The sequence below is a fragment of the Leucobacter luti genome (assembly GCF_004217175.1).
GTDB classification, from domain to species: Bacteria; Actinomycetota; Actinomycetes; order Actinomycetales; family Microbacteriaceae; genus Leucobacter; species Leucobacter luti.
On record NZ_SHKI01000006.1, the window covers coordinates 150,659 to 168,853 of the forward strand.

General features: G+C 71.5%; 16 protein-coding genes. 10 read left to right on the forward strand and 6 right to left on the reverse strand.

The features are described 5' to 3' along the window. Positions 1 to 3: 3 nt before the first annotated feature. Both EV139_RS12090 and EV139_RS12095 read right to left on the reverse strand, forming a co-directional pair. Positions 4 to 1,143 carry an FAD-dependent oxidoreductase gene (locus EV139_RS12090; RefSeq protein ID WP_130454603.1) on the reverse strand — a complete coding sequence of 380 codons (1,140 nt, stop codon included), beginning with the start codon at positions 1,141 to 1,143 and terminating at the stop codon, positions 4 to 6. A 9-nt stretch (positions 1,144 to 1,152) separates the two neighbouring features. After that, the gene (locus EV139_RS12095; RefSeq protein ID WP_241989048.1) at positions 1,153 to 1,545 is read right to left on the reverse strand and encodes a DUF4229 domain-containing protein; all 393 of its coding nucleotides are present in this window, start codon (positions 1,543 to 1,545) and stop codon (positions 1,153 to 1,155) included. Positions 1,546 to 1,648: 103 nt separating this feature from the next. Here EV139_RS12095 and EV139_RS12100 point away from each other — a divergent pair, with 103 nt between their 5' ends. The 3 genes from EV139_RS12100 to EV139_RS12110 are packed head-to-tail and all read left to right on the forward strand — an operon-like array spanning position 1,649 to position 4,895. After that, the gene (locus EV139_RS12100) at positions 1,649 to 2,134 is read left to right on the forward strand and encodes a PLDc N-terminal domain-containing protein (protein WP_130454605.1); all 486 of its coding nucleotides are present in this window, start codon (positions 1,649 to 1,651) and stop codon (positions 2,132 to 2,134) included. Beyond that, on the forward strand, positions 2,131 to 3,963 hold the full coding sequence (menD, locus tag EV139_RS12105; protein ID WP_241989049.1) for a 2-succinyl-5-enolpyruvyl-6-hydroxy-3-cyclohexene-1-carboxylic-acid synthase: 1,833 nt from the start codon (positions 2,131 to 2,133) through the stop codon (positions 3,961 to 3,963). Before EV139_RS12100 ends, menD begins: the two co-directional genes overlap by 4 nt. A 47-nt stretch (positions 3,964 to 4,010) precedes the next feature. Further along, positions 4,011 to 4,895: a PPK2 family polyphosphate kinase gene (locus EV139_RS12110; protein WP_198677560.1), complete on the forward strand. Its 885-nt coding sequence runs from the start codon at positions 4,011 to 4,013 to the stop codon at positions 4,893 to 4,895. Here EV139_RS12110 and EV139_RS12115 read toward each other — a convergent pair. After that, positions 4,892 to 6,268 carry an isochorismate synthase gene (locus EV139_RS12115; RefSeq protein ID WP_130454607.1) on the reverse strand — a complete coding sequence of 459 codons (1,377 nt, stop codon included), beginning with the start codon at positions 6,266 to 6,268 and terminating at the stop codon, positions 4,892 to 4,894. The two genes, EV139_RS12110 and EV139_RS12115, sit on opposite strands and share 4 nt — an antisense overlap. A 123-nt stretch (positions 6,269 to 6,391) precedes the next feature. Here EV139_RS12115 and EV139_RS12120 point away from each other — a divergent pair, with 123 nt between their 5' ends. The 3 genes from EV139_RS12120 to EV139_RS12130 all read left to right on the forward strand — a co-directional run bounded on the left by EV139_RS12120 (position 6,392) and on the right by EV139_RS12130 (position 10,126). Further along, positions 6,392 to 7,600: a class I SAM-dependent methyltransferase gene (locus tag EV139_RS12120; RefSeq protein ID WP_241989050.1), complete on the forward strand. Its 1,209-nt coding sequence runs from the start codon at positions 6,392 to 6,394 to the stop codon at positions 7,598 to 7,600. A gap of 41 nt (positions 7,601 to 7,641) precedes the next feature. After that, positions 7,642 to 8,658 (forward strand): polyprenyl synthetase family protein, encoded by a 1,017-nt coding sequence (locus EV139_RS12125; RefSeq protein ID WP_130454835.1) that lies wholly within the window; start codon positions 7,642 to 7,644, stop codon positions 8,656 to 8,658. Positions 8,659 to 8,752: 94 nt separating this feature from the next. Then, positions 8,753 to 10,126, forward strand: a complete 1,374-nt coding sequence (locus EV139_RS12130) for a ferredoxin--NADP reductase domain-containing protein (RefSeq protein WP_130454608.1) — start codon at positions 8,753 to 8,755, stop codon at positions 10,124 to 10,126. Between the two features lie 8 nt (positions 10,127 to 10,134). Here the strand turns inward: EV139_RS12130 and EV139_RS12135 are convergent, their stop codons facing one another. Beyond that, positions 10,135 to 11,067 carry a LysR family transcriptional regulator gene (locus tag EV139_RS12135; protein ID WP_198677561.1) on the reverse strand — a complete coding sequence of 311 codons (933 nt, stop codon included), beginning with the start codon at positions 11,065 to 11,067 and terminating at the stop codon, positions 10,135 to 10,137. An 83-nt stretch (positions 11,068 to 11,150) separates the two neighbouring features. On the opposite strand from EV139_RS12135, the gene EV139_RS12140 reads away from it, so the two are divergent. Continuing rightward, the gene (locus tag EV139_RS12140; RefSeq protein WP_130454610.1) at positions 11,151 to 12,188 is read left to right on the forward strand and encodes a YeiH family protein; all 1,038 of its coding nucleotides are present in this window, start codon (positions 11,151 to 11,153) and stop codon (positions 12,186 to 12,188) included. A 520-nt stretch (positions 12,189 to 12,708) separates the two neighbouring features. On the opposite strand, the gene EV139_RS12150 is transcribed toward EV139_RS12140, so the two are convergent. Further along, positions 12,709 to 13,524 carry a Sir2 family NAD-dependent protein deacetylase gene (locus EV139_RS12150; protein WP_130454612.1) on the reverse strand — a complete coding sequence of 272 codons (816 nt, stop codon included), beginning with the start codon at positions 13,522 to 13,524 and terminating at the stop codon, positions 12,709 to 12,711. A gap of 60 nt (positions 13,525 to 13,584) precedes the next feature. Next, the gene (locus EV139_RS12155; RefSeq protein ID WP_130454613.1) at positions 13,585 to 15,147 is read right to left on the reverse strand and encodes a PucR family transcriptional regulator; all 1,563 of its coding nucleotides are present in this window, start codon (positions 15,145 to 15,147) and stop codon (positions 13,585 to 13,587) included. Between the two features lie 235 nt (positions 15,148 to 15,382). On the opposite strand from EV139_RS12155, the gene lysA reads away from it, so the two are divergent. From lysA to EV139_RS12175, 3 genes are all read left to right on the forward strand, one after another. Further along, the gene (lysA, locus tag EV139_RS12165) at positions 15,383 to 16,708 is read left to right on the forward strand and encodes a diaminopimelate decarboxylase (RefSeq protein ID WP_130454836.1); all 1,326 of its coding nucleotides are present in this window, start codon (positions 15,383 to 15,385) and stop codon (positions 16,706 to 16,708) included. Between the two features lie 28 nt (positions 16,709 to 16,736). After that, complete coding sequence (gene pyrE / locus EV139_RS12170; protein ID WP_130454614.1) at positions 16,737 to 17,291, forward strand: orotate phosphoribosyltransferase; 555 nt, start codon at positions 16,737 to 16,739, stop codon at positions 17,289 to 17,291. A 393-nt stretch (positions 17,292 to 17,684) separates the two neighbouring features. Next, on the forward strand, positions 17,685 to 18,182 hold the full coding sequence (locus EV139_RS12175; protein ID WP_198677562.1) for a RidA family protein: 498 nt from the start codon (positions 17,685 to 17,687) through the stop codon (positions 18,180 to 18,182). The last annotated feature ends 13 nt before the right edge of the window (positions 18,183 to 18,195 follow it).

The following is an 18,195-nucleotide window of genomic DNA, read 5'->3' on the forward strand; positions in this document are numbered from 1 at the left end:
GGCTCAGTGCGCGGCGAGGCGGAACGGCTCGGGCGGGAATGCGACGCCGAGCGCCGCGTCCGCGAGCACGCGGCCGATCGCGGGCGCGAACTTGAAACCGTGGCCGGAGAACCCGGCAGCGACCGTGATCGGGCCGACGCGGTCGAGCACGAAGCGCCCGGACTCGGTCGAGGTGTAGGTGCAGCTGATCTCCGCCGCGGTGTCCGGATCCAGGCCGGGGAACCACTCGGCGACGTACTCGCGCAGCGCCGCACGCGCGAGATCGGGCGCGCGGAATCGCCGGGCGTCGGGGTCCACCTCGTCGCCGACGGCGTGGAAGCCGACCTTGACGCCCTCGCCTGGCGTGAGCATGCCGTACACGGCGCCCACGCTCGGCCCGGCGGACGGCGCCGTGCGCACGTGGTTGAACGATGGCCACCAGGCCTCGGCGCCCGGCTCCCGCAGGCTCGGCTGCGGCGTGAAGTGCGCGGGGTGCTCCTCGGTGACCCGCAGCGCCGGAAGCGCGACGAGGTCGCGCAGCAGCTCGCGGCTCCAGGCGCCGGCCGCCACGACCGCGCCGCCCGCCTCGATCCGGAAGGGCTCGCCATCCGCGGCCACCCCGGTGACCACCACGCCGTCGGCCGCCGCAGCGATCGCCGTGACGCGGTGCTCGAAGCGGAGGTCTGCCCCCAGCCTGCGCGCCTCGGCGGCGAACACCTCAAGCGCGGTGGCGGAGTGGATCCGGCCCGCGTCGCGGTTGACCAGCACCCGCCCCGAGAAGCGCATGCCCGGCCAGCGCGCCGCGGCGGCCTCGGCGTCGATCAGCTCGGTCGCGGCGCCCCGGGCCGCGAGAGCGTCGTGGGCGGCGGTGACGACGGCCTGGTCGCCGTGGGTCACCAGGCCGCACAGCGTGAGCAGCCGCTCGCCCGAGGTCTCGGCGAGCTCGTTCCAGAGCCCGAGCGCCTCGTCGTACAGGTCGAGATAGAGCGCGTCGTCGTACGCGTTGTTCATGTTGCGGGTGGCCCCGTGCGAGGCCCCGCGGGTGTGCCCCGGGGCGAAGCGCTCGAGCAGCACCACGCTGCGACCGCGAGCGGCGAGCTGCCAGGCCGCGGCGAGCCCCATGACTCCGCCGCCAATTACCACGTGGTCATAGTGCTCGCTCATGCGGGGCTCCTACTGGGTGTCTCGGGTGTCTCGGGCGTGCGGGGACTCGTCCCCGGAACCCGCGGCCGCCTGCGGCTCAGCCGACGCCTCGGGTGCCGCGGTCGCCTGCGGCTCGGCCGTCGCGTCGGATGCCGCCTGCTGGGCCTCGCTCGCCTCGACCGCCTCGTCCTCGAGGATGCTGTCGGGCGTGCGGTCGCGGTTGCGCCACTCGTAGATGCTCTCGGAGGCGGTGTCGCGCGGCCGCGAGAGGAAGATGATCGACAGCGAGAAGCCAATCAGCGCGGCGAAGATCGCCGCGAGCCACGGCCAGATCCCGAGCGCGAAGAGTACGGCGAACGGCACCGCGAAAAACAGGAGACGGAGTACTGAGTACACGAGCCAGGCGGTGCGGGGGTTCTTCACGGCCACGAGTCTAGCGCCGCTCGCTGCGCCGCGGCTGAGGCGGGGCGGGTGCGCCGCCGCTGGCACCCAGCCGGTGGGCACCCGCGCCGGGTACGATGGGAGCATGGTGCGATTCGTGATTATCGGTATCGTCATCGCCGTGGCGTTTACGCTCTACGCGCTCGTCGACGCAGCGATGACGGATGGATCGCGCGCTCGCGGCGTGAGCAAGCCCGTGTGGGTGCTGCTCGTCGTGGTCTTGCCGGTGATCGGCGGCGTGCTCTGGTTCCTGATCGGGAAGGGGCAGGCGCGCCCCGCCGGGTCCGCGCGTCCCGCGGCGCCGGACGACGATCCGCGCTTTACCGGCACGCGCATGTCTGACACCGACCTCGACGCGCACATGCGCGACCTTGAGGCGCGGCTGCGCGAGCTCGACAGCGAGACGTTCCCGGGCGAGGAACCGCGCGCGAGCGCCGCGCCCGAGCCGGCCGCCGAGACGCCGCCGGCCCCCGCGCCGAAGCCCAAGCCCCGCGATGGCGGCGTGAGCGGCGACGAGGGCGACGCTCGCGAGGGCGGCGCGCGCGCAGACGGTGACGCGGCGCAGCCGTGACCGGCGCGCCACCCCCGGCCCCCGCCTCGATCTTCGCGGTTGAGCTGCTCGGCGAGCTGATCCGCCGCGGCGTCCGCGACGTCGTGGTGTGCCCCGGCTCGCGGTCGCAGGCGCTCGCACTCGCGGCGGCCGCGGCCGAGCGCGCCGGCGCGATCCGGCTCCACGTGCGCATCGACGAGCGCTCGGCGGGGTTCCTCGCGCTCGGGATCGCGCGCGAGAGCGGCGTCCCCGCACCCGTCATCGTGACGAGCGGGAGCGCCGTCGGGAACCTGCTGCCCGCGGCCCTCGAAGCGCACGAGGCGCGGGTGCCGCTGCTGCTACTCACGGCGGATCGGCCGGCCGAGCTGCGCGGGATCCGCGCCAACCAGACCACGCAGCAACCCGGGATCCTCGGCCAGGCCGCGCGGCTCGCGCTCGACGTGCAGGCCCCCGAGTTCACGGATGACGGCGACCTGCGCCGCGACGGGCTGCGGGATCCCGGCGTGCTCGCGGCCAGGGCCCTGGCCGACGCGATCGGATCACCGGGCAGCGCCCCCGCGGGCCCGGTTCACCTCAACCTCGCGTTCCGCGAGCCGCTCTCGGGCACCGCAGGCTTTGACGAGATGATCGCCGCCGGCTTCACCGCCGCGCGCGCGGAAGCGGACGCCGCGGCAACCGCGGCAACCGAGGCTGCGGCGGCCGGGACCGCCCCGGTCGAATCCGATGCGCCAGCCGGGACCGTGGTCCCCGAGCCCGAGCGCTACGTGCACTCGGGCGACGCGCTCACCGTGGTGCTCGCCGGCGCTGATGCCGGCGCCGCGGCCGAGGCGTTCGCGCACGCGGCCGGTGCACCATTGCTCGCGGAGGCGGTGAGCGGCGCGCGCTACGGCCGGGAGACGATCGCCGCGTACGCGACCCTGCTCGACACCCCCGAGATCGGCGGGCTCACCGAGCGCGTCGTCGTGTTCGGCCACCCCACGCTCACCCGCCAGGCAAACGCCCTGCTCACCCGCGACGACGTCGAGGTGATCGTCGTCGACCCGCACGCCGGCCCCGGCGTCGCCCACGTGAACCCCGGGCGGCGGGCACGGATCGTGCGCGAGGCGGCCGTCGGCGCTGACTACGACCCGCGCACCCTGCACCGCTGGCTCGGGCTTTGGGTGGTGGCCGATCGGGAGCTGCTGCGAGAGCGCTCCACGGTGCACGAGCCGGATCTTGCCGCCGCGACCGCGACCGGGTACAAGGAGCGCAACAGCTACGCCCGCGCCGAGGTGGCCATCCTTCGCGAGCCGATCACGCGCGAGCTGCTCGCCGAGTCGGTGTGGCGCGGCACCTGGCCGCACGACCGACTCGTGCTCTCCGCCTCGCGCCTCGTCCGCGTGCTCGACGGGCTCGCGCCGGGGCGCAAGCTCACGGTCCACGCGAACCGCGGCCTCGCGGGCATTGACGGCACCGTCGCCACCGCGCTCGGGGTTGCCGTGGCAAGCCAGGGCGACGCCGACCCGGCGCGCGCCGCCGGGACCACCCGCGTGCTCATCGGGGACCTCGCGCTGCTGCACGACGCAGGCTCGCTGCTGCTGCCGGAGGGGGAGGACCGGATCCGGATCCAGCTCTTCGTCGGCAACGACGGCGGCGGCACCATCTTCGACGGGCTCGAGGTTGCCGGCAGCGCGGATCGCGCCGCGTTCGACCGCGTGCTCTTCACCCCGCAGCGCGTCGACCTCGCGGCCCTCGCCGCCGCGTACGGGTGGGAGCACCGCCGGGTGGCGACTCGCGGCGAGCTTGAGCGCCTGCTCACCGAGCCGGTCACCGGCCCCTGCATCGTCGAGGTGCCGCTCGCCCGCGAGTAGCTGAGGTCATACAGTTGGGTGCAAACGAGCCCAGGGGAGTGTGTGCGATGGCGCAGAAGTTTTGGACCGACGACGTGACCGAGCTGCTGCGCGTGCGCGACGGCTTCCGCCTGAGCGAGGTTGACCCGGCCGCGACGCCGGGCACCGCCGCCGACAAGAAAGCCGGACAGGCCGAGCTTGCCCGTTCGGCACAGGAGCTGCGCGAGCTCCAGGAGAAACTCTTCGCGCAGAGCCGCGTGGGCGCCCGTGAACGGGTGCTCGTGGTGCTGCAGGCAATGGACGCCGCCGGTAAGGGTGGGATCGTCAACCACGTCTTCGCGCAGCTCGAGCCGTACGGCCTCGCCCTCGCGGCGTTCAAGGCTCCCAGCGAGGAAGAGCGCGCGCACGATTTCCTGTGGCGCATCGAGCCCCGCGTGCCCGGCCCGGGCCTGATCGGCCTCTTCGACCGCTCGCACTACGAGGACGTGCTGATCCAGCGCGTGCGCGGCTTCGCGCCGCCCGAGGAGATCGAGCGCCGCTACGGGGCGATCACCGACTTCGAGCAGCGGATCGCGGACGACGGGGTGCGGATCGTGAAGATCATGCTGCACGTCTCGCCAGAGGAGCAGGCCGCGCGGCTCCTCGACCGGCTCGGTGACCCCGAGAAGCACTGGAAGTACAACGCCGGCGACGTCGACGAGCGGGTGCTGTGGCCCGCCTACATGGACGCCTTCCAGCTCGCGATCGAGCGCTCGCACGCGCCGCACGCACCGTGGTTCGTGGTGCCGGCGAACTCCAAGTGGTACGCGCGCGCCGCCGTGCAGCGGATCGTGATCACGGAGCTGCAGCGGCTCAATCCGAGCTGGCCGGCCGTCGACTTTGACGTCGCCGCAGAGCGGGCCCGGGTCGAGTCGACGCTCGACCTCAGCTGGCCGACGCGCAGCGGCAGCTAGCGGGCGAACGCCTCGGTGATCGGCCGAAACTTCGACACGGTCTCGCTGAACTCGTGCTCCGGATCCGATCCGGCGACGATCCCGCCGCCGGCCGAGGCGGTGACCGGGCGCGCACCCGTCGCCGCGTCGGCGTCGCCGAGCTGGGCGCACCGCAGCGCGATCACCCACTCGCCGTCGCCCGCCGCGTCGATCCAGCCCACTGCGCCCGAGTAGCGGCCGCGGTCGAACGGCTCGAGCTCGGCGATCGCGGCGATCGCGTCAGCCGTGGGGGTGCCCGCGATGGCTGCGGTGGGGTGCAGCGCGCCGACCAGCTCGATCGCTGAGCTGCGCTCGGCGAGGCTCGCCCCCAGATCGGTCGCGAGGTGCCACACGTTTGGGAGCTGCAGCGGGAACGGCTCCTCGCTGGTGCGCAGCTCGCGCACGTGCGGGGCGAGCGCCGTGACGACGCTCTGCACGGCGAACGCGTGCTCGTGCTGCTCTTTGTCGCTGGTGAGCAGCTCGTCGCGCGCCTGAGCGTCGCGCTGGGGAGCCTCCGGGTGGCGGGCCCGCGTCCCGGCGAGCACGCGCGCCGACACCGCTCCCGCGGTGGAGCGGATCAGCGTCTCCGGGCTGGCGCCGACCATGCCGTCGACGGCGAAGGTCCAGCAGTCGAGGTAGCGCTCGGCGAGGCGGCCCAGCGGCACCCGGAGGTCCGAGCCAGCCGGGAGGGTTCCCGCGATCTGCCGCGAGAGCACGATCTTCTCAACGGAGCCGTGGGCGATGCGGCGCACCGACTCGCGCACCCCGTCGAGATAGGCGGACACCGAGTCCGGGCGATCCGCGGCAGCGGCCGGCGCCGCGGGGGCGAACTCGACCCCCGGCCAGGCCCCGGGCGGGGCGGGTGCGGGAAGCGCGGGTGCCGGGTCGACGGTGCCCGTGGTCCCCGTCGCGTCCGGGGTGGCGGTGGTCACCGGGGCGCCGGTGGCGTCCGAGGCGTCCTCCGCGGCGTCCGGCGCCGCGACGGTCGTCTCGGTGACCCACCAGCGGTCGCGGTGCCGCGCGACGAGGAGGCGCGGCACGATCAGCACGCTCTCGGTCGCGCTCGTGTCGGCGAACGCAAACGTGCCGAGCGCGATCAGGCCCGAGCCCGGCAGCCGCACGGTGTCGTCGACCTGCGCCGCCGCGGCGATCGCGCGCCAGGCCGCCGCGGCCTCGGTGAAGCGACCGGGGCCGGTGAAGCTCAGCCGCAGCGTCTCGCCGATTCCCACGCAGCCGCGGTCGCCGCGCTGCCACACGAGAGGGGCGGTCGGATCCGCGAGCTGCAGCAACTCGACGGCCGTCGCGAGGGGTCGGGTGATCGCGCGCAAACGGGGCACGGCGGATTCACTTGTCACCCACTCAATCTACTCCTCCCGACTGAGTGGAGCATCCCCGCCGCGTGCGTGCATCCGGCGCCGCGGAAGCCGATCGTGAGCGTACCCGCCGTGTCCTCAGCGTGGACGGGATACCATGGTGGGGTGATCCGACCCGACACCGCGACCAAGCACGCCGCCGACGTTTCAAGCATGTTCGATGAGGTGTCGCCGCGCTACGACCTCATCAACGATGTGCTCACCGTGGGCAACGACCGCCTGTGGCGTATCGCCACCACGAAGGCCGTCGCTCCGCGCAAGGGGATGCGGATCCTCGACCTCGCCGCCGGCACCGGCACCTCGTCCGCGGCACTCGCCGCGCACGGCGCGCACGTGGTCGCCGCGGACTTCTCCGAGGGGATGCTCGCCGAGGGGCGAAAGCGGCACGCCGACAATGAGCTGATTGAGTTCGTGCACGCGGACGGCACCGCGCTCCCGTTCGACGACGACAGCTTCGACGCCGCCACGATCTCGTACGGCCTGCGCAACATCAGCGACCCGCGCGCGGCCCTCGCAGAGCTGTTCCGCGTCGTGAAGCCCGGCGGCCGGCTCGTGATCGCCGAGTTCTCCACCCCGCCGTCGTCCGTGGTGCGCGGCCCCTACGCCTTCTACGGGCGGCACGTGCTGCCCCGCGTCGCGGGCGCGCTGAACCGCGAGGCCGCCGACGCCTACCGCTACCTCAACGAGTCGATCGAGTCGTGGCCCAACCAGGAGGCCCTCGCGGGCTGGCTGCGCGAGGCCGGGTTCGAGCGCGTTGCCTACCGCAACCTGACGTTCGGGATTGTCGCGCTGCACCGCGGCTTCGTGCCGCGCGAGGCTCCCGTCGCCGCCGCGAAGGCCGCGACCGCCGCGAAGGGTTCGAAGGCCACGACCGGCGCGAAGGCCGCGACCGGCGCGAAGGGTTCGAAGGCCACGACTGGCGCGAAGGCCGCGACCGGCGCGCCCGCGAAGGCCGAGGCCGCGCAGAAGTCGGCACCCGCCGCGAAGGCAGCGTGGGGGAAGAAGCCGGCCACCGCGAAGACCTCGAGCGGGGCGAAGTCGGCACCCGCCACCACGAAGCCCGCTTCGGCCGCGAAGAAGCCCGCGGCCAAGCCCGCCGCGAGCGGGGCGACGAAGCCGGCGGCGAAGAAGTCCGCTTCGGCCGCGAAGCAGACCACGGCCAAGCCGGCCGCCGCGGCGAAGTCGCCGGCCAAGGCGGCGACCACCGCGAAGCCCGCAGCGAAGCCGGCGGCCGCGAAGCCACGGCCCAGCGCCGCATCGAACCCCTCGACGACCCCCTCAGGGTCGTCCGACGCCACCGGAGGTACCGAGTGAACCGCCCGATCGCGGAAGACACCGCCACACAGGCGCTGCCCATGCGGTTGTTCCGCGGGGCGCAGGATCGTCGCCACGCGAAGCAGCTGCAGGATCAGCTTGAGCTGATCGAGGCCGGCCTGATGGAGCATCTCGCGTTCGCCTCCCCGGTTGCCGACGCGCCGGCGCGCTACCTGATGAGCGCTGGCGGTAAGCGGATTCGCCCGATGCTCACGCTCCTCACGAGCGAGCTGGGCGACGGGCCGGGCGAGCTCGTGCGCCGCGCTGCCCAGGCCGTCGAGATGACCCACCTCGCGTCGCTGTACCACGACGACGTGATGGACGACGCGAAGCTGCGCCGCGGGGTCCCCGCCGCGCAGACCGTGTGGTCAAACTCCGTCGCGATCCTCGCCGGCGATCTGCTCTTCGCCCGCGCCTCGTCGCTCGTCTCCGGAATGGGTGAGGAAGCGATCATGCTCCAGGCCCAGACCTTCGAGCGGCTCTGCCTCGGGCAGCTGCACGAGACGGTCGGCCCGCGTCCCGAGGACGATCCGATCGCGCACTACATCCAGGTGCTCGCCGACAAGACCGGCGCCCTGATCGCGACCGCGGCCCGCATGGGCGTCATGTTTGGCAACGCCCCCGTCGAATATGCCGATCCGGTTATGGAGTACGGCGAGCGCATCGGCGTCGCGTTCCAGCTCATCGATGACGTCATCGACCTGTCGCCGCAGAAGGAACAGACCGGCAAGCGCGCCGGAACCGATCTGCGCGCGGGCGTGGCGACGCTGCCGCTGCTGCTGCTGCGCCAGCGAGTCGCCGCGGGTGCCGGTGGCGCCGACGCGGAGCTGCTCGCGCAGATCGAGGCGGGTGTGGCCGAGATCGAGGGCGGCGCCGACGCCTCGGTGCTTGACGCGGCGGTCGTTGCCCTGCGCGCCCACGAGGTGACTCGCGAGACCGAGGCGACCGCGCGGCGCTGGGCAACCGAGGCCGTCGCGGCGCTCGACATCCTGCCGAAGTCGGCGGTGAAGCGAGCGCTTGAACAAATGGCCGACTCCATCGTGTCACGCGAGGGCTAGGCAACACATTCCCGCATCCGAATATGCGGGAGCGTGAGAGGGAACCGGCCGTGCGGAGAATACCGTCGACGGCAACACTGAGGCTAGGAGTGCGATGAGCAAGATGCGATTGGCGATTGTCGGAGCGGGCCCTGCGGGGATCTACGCGGCGGACCTGCTGTTGAAGGCGGACCGCGACTTCGAGGTCGAGATCGATCTGTTCGAGCAGCTGCCCGCACCCTACGGCCTGGTGCGCTACGGCGTTTCCCCCGACCACCCGCGCATCAAGGGGATCATCACCGCGCTGCGCGACGTGCTCGATTCCGGCCAGATCCGCTTCTTCGGCAACGTGCACTACGGGCGCGACATCACGCTCGAGGATCTCAAGCGCCACTACAACGCGGTGATCTTCTCGACCGGCGCGATCCGCGACGCGGGCCTCGACATCCCTGGCATCGACGCTGAGGCGTCGTACGGCGCCGCCGACTTCGTGAGCTGGTTCGACGGACACCCCGACGTGCCGCGCACCTGGCCGCTCGAAGCGGCCGAGGTGGGCGTGATCGGCAACGGCAACGTGGCGCTCGATATCTCGCGCATGCTGATCAAGCACGCCGACGATCTGCTGCCCACCGAGATCCCGGACAACGTCTACGAGGGCCTGAAGGCGAACCCGATCCAGGACCTGCACCTGTTCGGCCGCCGCGGCCCGAAGTACGTGAAGTTCACGCCGCTGGAGCTGCGCGAGCTCGGCGAGGTGCGCGACGTCGACATGATCGTCTCCGAACGCGACTTCGACCGCGAGGACGCGTACGCCGACGAGGTGCTCGGGAAGAACAAGCAGATCACGGTGATCACCCGCATCATGAACAAGTGGCGCGAGGAGCAGCGGGCCCGCGAGGAGTCCGGCGAGCACGCGTCGCGTCGACTGCACATGCACTTTTGGTCGAAGCCGGTCGAGGTGGTCGTCGAGGACGGCCGCGTCGCGGGCCTCAAGGTTGAGCGCACCGCGCCCGACGGCGAGGGTGGCGTGATCGACACCGGCGAGTTCGAGGTCATCCCGATGCAGGCGCTCTACCGCGCGGTCGGGTACTTCGGCTCCCCGGTCGATGAGATCCCGTTTGACGACGCGAAGGGCGTGATCCCCAACGCGCAGGGCCGCGTGCAGGATCTCTCCGGCCAGCAGATCCCGGGCGTCTACGCCACGGGCTGGATCAAGCGCGGTCCAGTTGGCCTGATCGGCCACACGAAGTCCGACGCGATGGAGACGCTTGAGTGCCTCATCGAGGATCGCGGCACGTGGTGGGACCCCGAGAACGCCGACGGCGAGGCGGTCACCGCCCTGCTGCACGAGCGCGAGGTCCCGTACACCACGCTCGACGGTTGGCACCGGCTTGACGAGCACGAGCTGGCGCTCGGGGCCGAGGCCGGTCGCACCCGCGTGAAGGTCGTGCCTCGCGACGAGATGACGCGCGTCTCCCGCGGGGAGTAGCGCCGCGTCTACCCGGGCGCTTCGGTGTGGCGGTGCCGCCCCGCGAGGGCCACGAGCTGACGGCGCACCCCGGTCAGGTCCCGCCGCGATCCGCGCCACACCGCGGTGAACGGCCGCTCGAGTGGCTCCGGGCCGATCGGGAGCGCAACGATCCGGCCCAGCTGGGCGTCGTCGCGCACGGTGAGCTCACTGAGTACCGCCGGGGCCACGCACTGCGCCACGGCGGAGCGCACGGCGGCCTCGGTGGCGAGGGTGAGCGCTGGGGCGAGCGGCTCAATCCCGAGCGCCTCCGAAACCGCGGCCTCAAACGCTGCGCGGGTGCCGCTGCCCACCTCGCGCGCGACGAGTTGGACGCGCGCGAGGTCGGCGAGCGGGACGCTGGCGCGCCCGCTCCACTCGTGATCGGGTGCGACGGCCACGACCATTCGGTCGCGACCGACCTGCGCGCTGCCGAGGCCGTGCGGCGGGGCGGGCGACTCGATGAAGCCGAGGTCGAGTTCGCCGGCGCGCACCGCGGCGACAATCTCCGTGCTGTTGCCGGTGCGGAGGGCGATCTCGCTGGGCGCTGATCCCGCCGCCAACTGGGCGCGCCTGAGCTCGAGCAGCCAGGTCGGGAGTAAGTGGGCGGCGACGGTTTGGCTCGCCCCGACGGTGAGCGCGCGATCCGGCTGGCCGGCAAGACTCGAGATCCCCTCGTCGAGCCTGGCGGCCGCGGCAAGCACCTCGCGGGCCCAGGCGAGGACCGCGTCGCCGCCCGGTGTGGGGCTCACCCCGGCGGGGGAACGCTCGAGCAGCGGCACCCCGATCAGGCGCTCGAGCCCTCGGAGGCGGGCGGAGACTGCCTGCTGGGTGACGCCGAGTTCGCGGCCGGCCGCCGAGATACTGCCGGTGCGCAGTGCGGCCTCGAAGCAGCGCAGCTCAGTGATGTCGGGGGTCCTCACGCCCCCAGGATACAACCTGAGCTTGGATCCCCCAAGCGCCCGCCCGGTTCCGCCAGCATGGCCCGATCCGAAAGACTTGTCGCATGCAGGTCTCCCCACTCCCCACCCTTCCCAGCAGGCTCGCCACGCGCGGCGTCGAGGTGCTCCCCGGCACGCTCCTGTGCGCGGCGATCGCCGCGGTCTCAACGGTGATCGGGTCCTTCCTCCCGATGCTCGGCTCGGCGATCCCCGCCGTGGTGATCGGGGTCCTGGTCGCACTGGTCCGCACCCCGGGCCCGCGGCTGCGGCCGGGGATCGGGTACTCCGGGAAGTTCGTGCTGCAGTGCGCGGTCGTGCTGCTCGGCGCGCAGCTCTCGCTCGCGAGCATCGTGGAGGTGGGGGCCGAGTCGCTCCCCGTGATGCTCTCCTCGCTCACCGTGTGTTTGCTCGGCGCCTGGCTGCTCGGCCGCGCGCTCAAGATCGACCGCGACCTCACCGTGCTCGTCGGCGTCGGCACCGGGATCTGTGGCGCCTCGGCGATCGCGGCGGTCTCGCCGGTGATCAAGGCGAAGAGCGCCGACATCGCGTACGCGATCTCCACCGTGTTTCTCTTCAATATCCTGGCCGTGCTGATCTTCCCCGTGGTGGGCCACGCGCTCGGGATGACCCCGCACGCCTTCGGGCTGTTCGCCGGGACCGCCGTGAACGACACGAGTTCTGTGGTGGCCGCCGCGAGCGTGTTCAGCGCCTCGGCGCTCGGGTTCGCGGTGGTGGTGAAGCTGGTGCGCACGCTGATGATCATCCCGATCAGCATCGGACTCGCGGTGATGGAGGGGCGGCGCTCCGGCGAGGGCGAACGATTCACGCCCCGGCGCGTGCTGCGCCTCGTGCCCTGGTTCCTTGTCGGATTTCTCGTCGTCGCGACGCTCACGTCGCTCGGCGCCGTGCCGGCCGCCGCTGCCGACCTGCTCACCCAAGTCAGCGTGTTCCTCGTGGCGACGGCGCTCGCCGGGATCGGCATGTCGACCGACCTGCGCGCCATCCGCACTGCGGGGCTGCGGCCGCTGCTGCTGGGCGGGATCCTGTCCGTGCTCGTGGCGAGCACCACGCTCGGCGTGATGGCGCTCACCGGCGCGTTCTAGGGGGCTTGGCGCCCTGCCTGGTCCTGCCTCGCTCGCCCTGCCGCGTCGCGAGGTGCTCGCTTGCTCAGCTGCGCCCCTGCTCAGCTGCACCCCTGCTCGTCGGCCTTGCTCGTCGGCCCTGCCGCCCGCCCATGTCGAGTGGACCCAAATCCCCCCTGCGGTGCCTCGTGTGGGAAGTTTGCCTACACTCGGCGGGTGAGGCTCGTGAGGCTCGTGAGGCTCGTGAGGCTCGTGGGGTTCATGGGGTTCGTGGGTCCAACCAAGCCGAGTGGAGCCAAATCGCCCCTTGCGGTGCCTCGTGAGGGGTGTTTGCCTACACTCGGCGTGTGGTGCGTGTGGTGCGTGTGGTGCGTGTGGTGCGTGTGGTGCGTGTGGTGCGGGTGGGGCTCGCGGGTCCAGCCCGTGTCGAGTGGAGTCAAAATCCCCCTTGTGGTGGCTCGAAGGGGGCTTTTGGCTACACTCGACGGGCGACGGGCGACGGGCGACGGGCCACGGGCCACGGGCAGCGCGCGCCCGCACCCTACGGCACCAGCAGCCCGGCGAGCTCCGAGAGCGTCTCGGTGGTGCCGCCCTCGATCCGCACGCTCGCGCGCGAGTCGGCGCCGGTCGGCCCGCGGTTGATCACGCCGACCGGGATCCCGCGCCGTTCGGCCCGGTGCAGCAGCCGCACGCCGGTGTTGACCGCGAGCGAGGTGCCGGCAACGATGAACGCGCCGGCCTCGGCGACGAGGTGCTCGGCTGCGGCGAATACCCCGGTGGGCACGACTTCCCCGAAGTACACGACGTCGGGGCGGAGCATGCCGCCGCACACGGGGCACTGCGGCACGCGCACCCCGGCTACCTCGGCGACCTCCGCGTCGCCGTCCGGGTTGATCGGGGCCCCGGCGTGCGCCTCCGCGTAGCCGGGGTTGCCCACGTCGAACCAGTGGAGCACCTCGGTGCGGCTCCAGCGCGAGCCGCAGTCGATGCAGCGGATGATCGATCCGTTGCCGTGCAGCTCGACGACGGTGCGCGAGCCCGCCCGGCGGTGCAGCCCGTCGACGTTCTGGGTGATCACGCCCTCGATGCGCCCGGCCGCCTCGAGCTCGGCGAGCGCCACGTGCCCGGCGTTCGGCGCAATCGTGTGCAGTGGGCCGTCGCCGAGGCGCGCGCCCGCCCAAAACCGCTGGCGGTAGGCGAGATCGCTGGTGAACTGGGAGATGTTCATCGGAGTGCGCGGCGGTGTGCCCGCCCCCCGATAGTCCGGGATCCCGGAGTCCGTACTGATTCCCGCCCCCGTGAGCACGGCGACGGGTCCGTTCGCGAACAGCTCCGCGAGGTCTCCCACCTGATTCATGTGCCCTCCATCGTTGTCTGCAGCCTACGCGCCCTCATGGAGAACGTCCGGGTCCGCCCGCTATTCCTCATCCGCCCGAAGCGAGTCGCCCGCGAGTTGCACGCGCAACTGTACCCAGGCGGTGAGCCGCTCATCCGGGGTGGTGAGGCGCACACCGTACTGCTCCTCGGCCTGCCGGATCCGGTGCCGCACCGTGTTCTCGTGCACCTGAAGTGCGCGCGCCGTGCGGGCGACGTTGCCGAAGTGGCCGCACCACGCCAGGAGCGTCTCCGCGTAGCTTGGCTCCTCCGCGCACAACCGGTCCACTTCCGGCGCGCGCAGCGCTGGCTCCGCCGCGAACGCCCCCGCGAAGCGTTCGAGCGCGAGCCTCGGACGGAGCGCGGGCAGGCCGAGGATCCGGTCGGGCAGGGCGGCCCCGGCGCGTGCTGCAGCGTCGAGGAGCCGCTCGGCGAGCTGCCGCAGCTCGGCGACATCGCCGGATCGGTGCGCGGTGCCGGGGATCGCGGCCCGCGACCCCGGGCCGATGAGCCGGTCCACGAGCGGGATCAGTGGGGCGACGAGCTCGGCGGGATCCTGGGCGGCGCCGCGGGCGAGCAGCGCGTAGACGCGCCGGTCCCGGATCACGGTGACGGCTTCCGGGTGTCGCAGCGCGAGGTGGCGGTGCACCGTGGAGCGCAGCTGGGCGATCGGGACCGGCCCCGGGTCGCCCGCGGCCTCGAACGCGAGCACGATCGCGCCGCGCTCTTCAGTGATGCCCAGCTCTGCGAGTTCAGAACCGGCGACGTCGGTGCCGTCGAGCAGCGTGCGGAATCGCGCCTCGCGGGGGATCTGGCTCGCTTTGCGGGCCCGCACGTCGTCGAGCATGTGCGCGGCGGCGACGGCCGCGGCCGCTCGCACCCTGGCGTCCTGCTCGGGCGATAGCTCCGGAGCTGGGTCGGCGGTGATCACCCAGATGGTGCCGAGGGGGAGGGTGCCGGCCCGCACGCCCATCGCGATGCGCGGCGCCTCGTCGTCCTGGCCCGGGTAGACGAGGGGGTGGTCTGCGCGCAGCACGGTGCGGTACTGATCATCGTTGAACGGGGAATCGGGTACGCGGCGGGTCAAGATGCCCTGGGTGCGCACGCTGTCGATGAGCTGGCCGGGAATGGACGAGTATGCGAGGATCCGGCGCCCCAGATCCTCGATCGCGACAGAGCCGCCGAAGTGTCCGGCGAGTTCGTTTGCGAGCGCGAAGAGCGGCTCTGCGCCACGGTCACGGTGCGTGTCCTCGGGGTGGTGCTCCGCTCCGAGGAGCGGGGCCACGAGCGCATCGAACAGGCGCCAGCTCACGCGCTCGGAGACGCGAATGATTGCTACCCCGCTCGCTTCGGCGACGGCGCCGAGTGCCGCGGTGTCGCCGTCACGGCACTTCAGTGCGAGCGCGCCGACGCGTGCGCGGGCGGCGCGCTCGGCAAGCTTCGCGAACCCGTCGGGGGACGTGCCGCCCGCCGATGGCGTCAGGAGGAGCAGATCCGGATCCGGGGGAAACTCGTCGAGCGCGTCGTGGAACTCGGCGCCGGCGATCACGCGCTCCGCGTCGTAGGGGCCGAGCGGGGAGGCGACGTCGGCCCCGAGGCTCCTCATGAGCCCCGCGAGGGTGAGGGTCCCGCCAGGAGACCCGGGGGTCCCAGGGATCCCAGGAACCCCAGGAACCCCAGGAACCCCAGGCGCCCCGGGAGGCAGTGGCGTCCCGGGAGCCCCCTGGGCCTGGATTGGAGAAATCTTGCCTTCCATCCCCCAAATCTATCCGAAAGCAACAATGTCAGGCCTGATCGTCTCCCATAGTGTTGAGACAGCCGTGATTCGACAGGAGACCGTCATGCAAGAAACCACCACCGCCCTCCAGCCCGCGCCCGAGGGGACCCGGCTGGGTGAACTGTGGGACGTGCTCCCCGAGGAATCCGGAGTGAACGCGGACGGTGTCCTGACGATCGGCGGCGTCCCCGTCACGGAGCTCGCCGCGCAGTACGGCACCCCGCTGCACATCTTTGACGAGACGGGGCTGCGCCGCCAGATCCGCCGCTTCGTCGACGGCCTCGCCGAGCGCTGGCCCAACTCGGAGGTGCTGTTCGCCTCGAAGTCGCTGCCCGTCGTGGGGATGTACCGCCTCGCGCACGAGGAGGGGCTGTCGGTCGATATTGCGGGCGGCGGGGAGCTGCAGCTCGCGCTCGCCGCGGGTGTGGACCCCGCGAAGCTGCACTTCCACGGCAACGCGAAGTCGGACGCCGAACTGGAGATGGCGCTCGCCGCCGGCATCGGCGCCATCATCGTCGACAACGAGGACGAGCTCGATCGCCTGGAGCGGCTACTCACGAAGCCGCAGGCGCTGCTGCTGCGGGTGATCCCCGGGGTGGAGGCCGAGACGCACGCGTCACAGGCGACGGGGGGTGCGAAGTCGAAGTTCGGGCTGCCGATGGACCAGGCGCTGCGCGCGATCGAGCGAATGAACGCGCACCCGCTCATGGAGTTTGAGGGCGTGCACCTGCACATCGGTTCGCAGATCCTGAACACGCGCCAGTTCGCGCAGGCAGTTGAGAACATCTCCACCGCGGGCACGTTCGCCACCTACGACGTGGGTGGCGGGCTCGGCGTGAAGTACACGTACGCCGACGACGCGCCGTCGGTCGACGAGTACCTCGACGCGATCGTCGCGGCCGCGCGTGAGCACCTCCCCGAGGGGGCCAGGATCATGATCGAGCCCGGGCGCTCAATCGTCGCCCGCGCCGGCGTGACGCTCTACGACGTGCTGTCGGTGAAGCGCACTGGACACACCTTCGTTGCGGTCAACGGCGGCATGGCCGACATGCTCGACGTCGCGCTCACCGATCAGCGGTTCGAGGCGGTGCTCGCCAACCGGGTCACCGAGCCCTGGACCGAGAGTGTGCAGCTCGTGGGGCGTCAGTGCGAGTCGGGCGACCTGCTCGTCGACGGGGCGGAGCTGCCGGCCGCGCAGGTCGGTGATCTGGTGGTCATGGCGACCACCGGCGCGTACTCGTACACGCTCGCGAACAACTACAACGGTGCGCTGCGGCCCGCGATCGTCTTCGTCGCGGACGGCGAGGCGCGGCTCGTCGCCCGCCGCGAAACGTACGAGGACCTGCTGCGCCTGCACGCGCCCGCGATCGCGGCTGCCCAGGCGGAGTGAGTCCCGGCCAGCCGGTAGAATTGTTCGCATGACCAGCGCACGCGAACAGCTCATCGACCTCATCACCAGCGAGGCCGTGTTCCACGGCGACTTCACGCTCACGAGCGGCAAGAAGGCGACGTACTACATCGACCTGCGCAAGCTGAGCCTCGATCATCGTGCTGCGCCGCTGATCGGCCAGGTGATGCTCGATCTCATCGCCGACGTCGACGGCGTGGTTGCGGTGGGTGGGCTCACGATGGGGGCGGATCCGATCGCCTCCGCGATCATGCATCAGGGCGTCGCGCGCGGCCAGGTCTACGACTCGTTCGTGGTGCGCAAGGCGCCGAAGGATCACGGCCGCGGCCGCCAGGTCGAAGGCCCGGATCTCGAAGGCAAGCGTGTGATCGTGGTCGAGGACACCTCCACCACGGGCGGCTCGCCGCTCGCAGCGATTGAGGCGCTTGAGAAGGTCGGCGCCGTGGTCGTGGCGGTCGCCGTGGTGGTCGATCGCCAGGCCCCCGCGAAGGCGCGCATTGAGGCCGCCGGCTACGAGTACCGCTACGCGATCGGGCTCGAGGACCTCGGGCTGCTGCCCCAGTAACCCGCACCAAGACGCCGCGAGGCCCGGACGCATCTGCGTCCGGGCCTCGCGGCGTTTTTGCGTGCGCGTGCAGCGCAGGGAAGCGTGGGGAGCGGCGCCAGTGTTGTGTTTCGGGGAGCGGTCTGAGTGATTGATTCGCCGTGTCGGCGAAGTTTCGCTGCGGCGTCACTGCGGTGAGTTGCGTGCGGGTGTAGCGCAATAAATAACTTTTGAGCTGGGATTATCTCGAGATCTGCGCCGAAATTTGGGGGCACAAAGAATTTACACACTGGGTCTTCCCAGAGTGAAGTCAACTTGCTAGCATCTTCGTTAGTCGGTCATTTGGTCAGACCAATGGTCTGGAGGGGTGGCGGCTGTACATACTCAATGCAGAGATTTATGAAGGAGATAATGGTGTCTGTTTCGTTTGAAGCCCGTGTTGCTGAGCTCGGTCTCGAGATTCCCGACTACAGCCAGGGTGGCTACCACGGAACCTATTACGGTTCGATGAAGGCGTTCCATAAGACGGGCAACCTGCTCTTCCTCTCGGGACACGTCGAGGACACACTCGGCAAGAACGGCCAGCCGATCCACCCGGGGCGCCTCGGCGCCGAGGTGACCATCGAAGAGGGCTATCAGGCGGCTCGCCGCACGGCGCTCAACTGCCTCGGCACGATGCGCCTCGCACTCGGATCGCTCGACAACGTGAAGTGCCTCGTAAACTCGCTCAACTTCGTGGTCTCCGCGCCCGACTTTGTCGACGTCAACCTGGTGTCTTCCGGCGCGACCGATCTGTTCCGTGACGTCTTCGGTGAGGAGGCCGGCCTGGGAGGCCGCGCCACGATCGGCGTCACCTCCCTCGCGGCAAACCACTGCTTCGAGAACTGGATGACCATCGAGACGATCGACTAGATCGTCCGCCAAG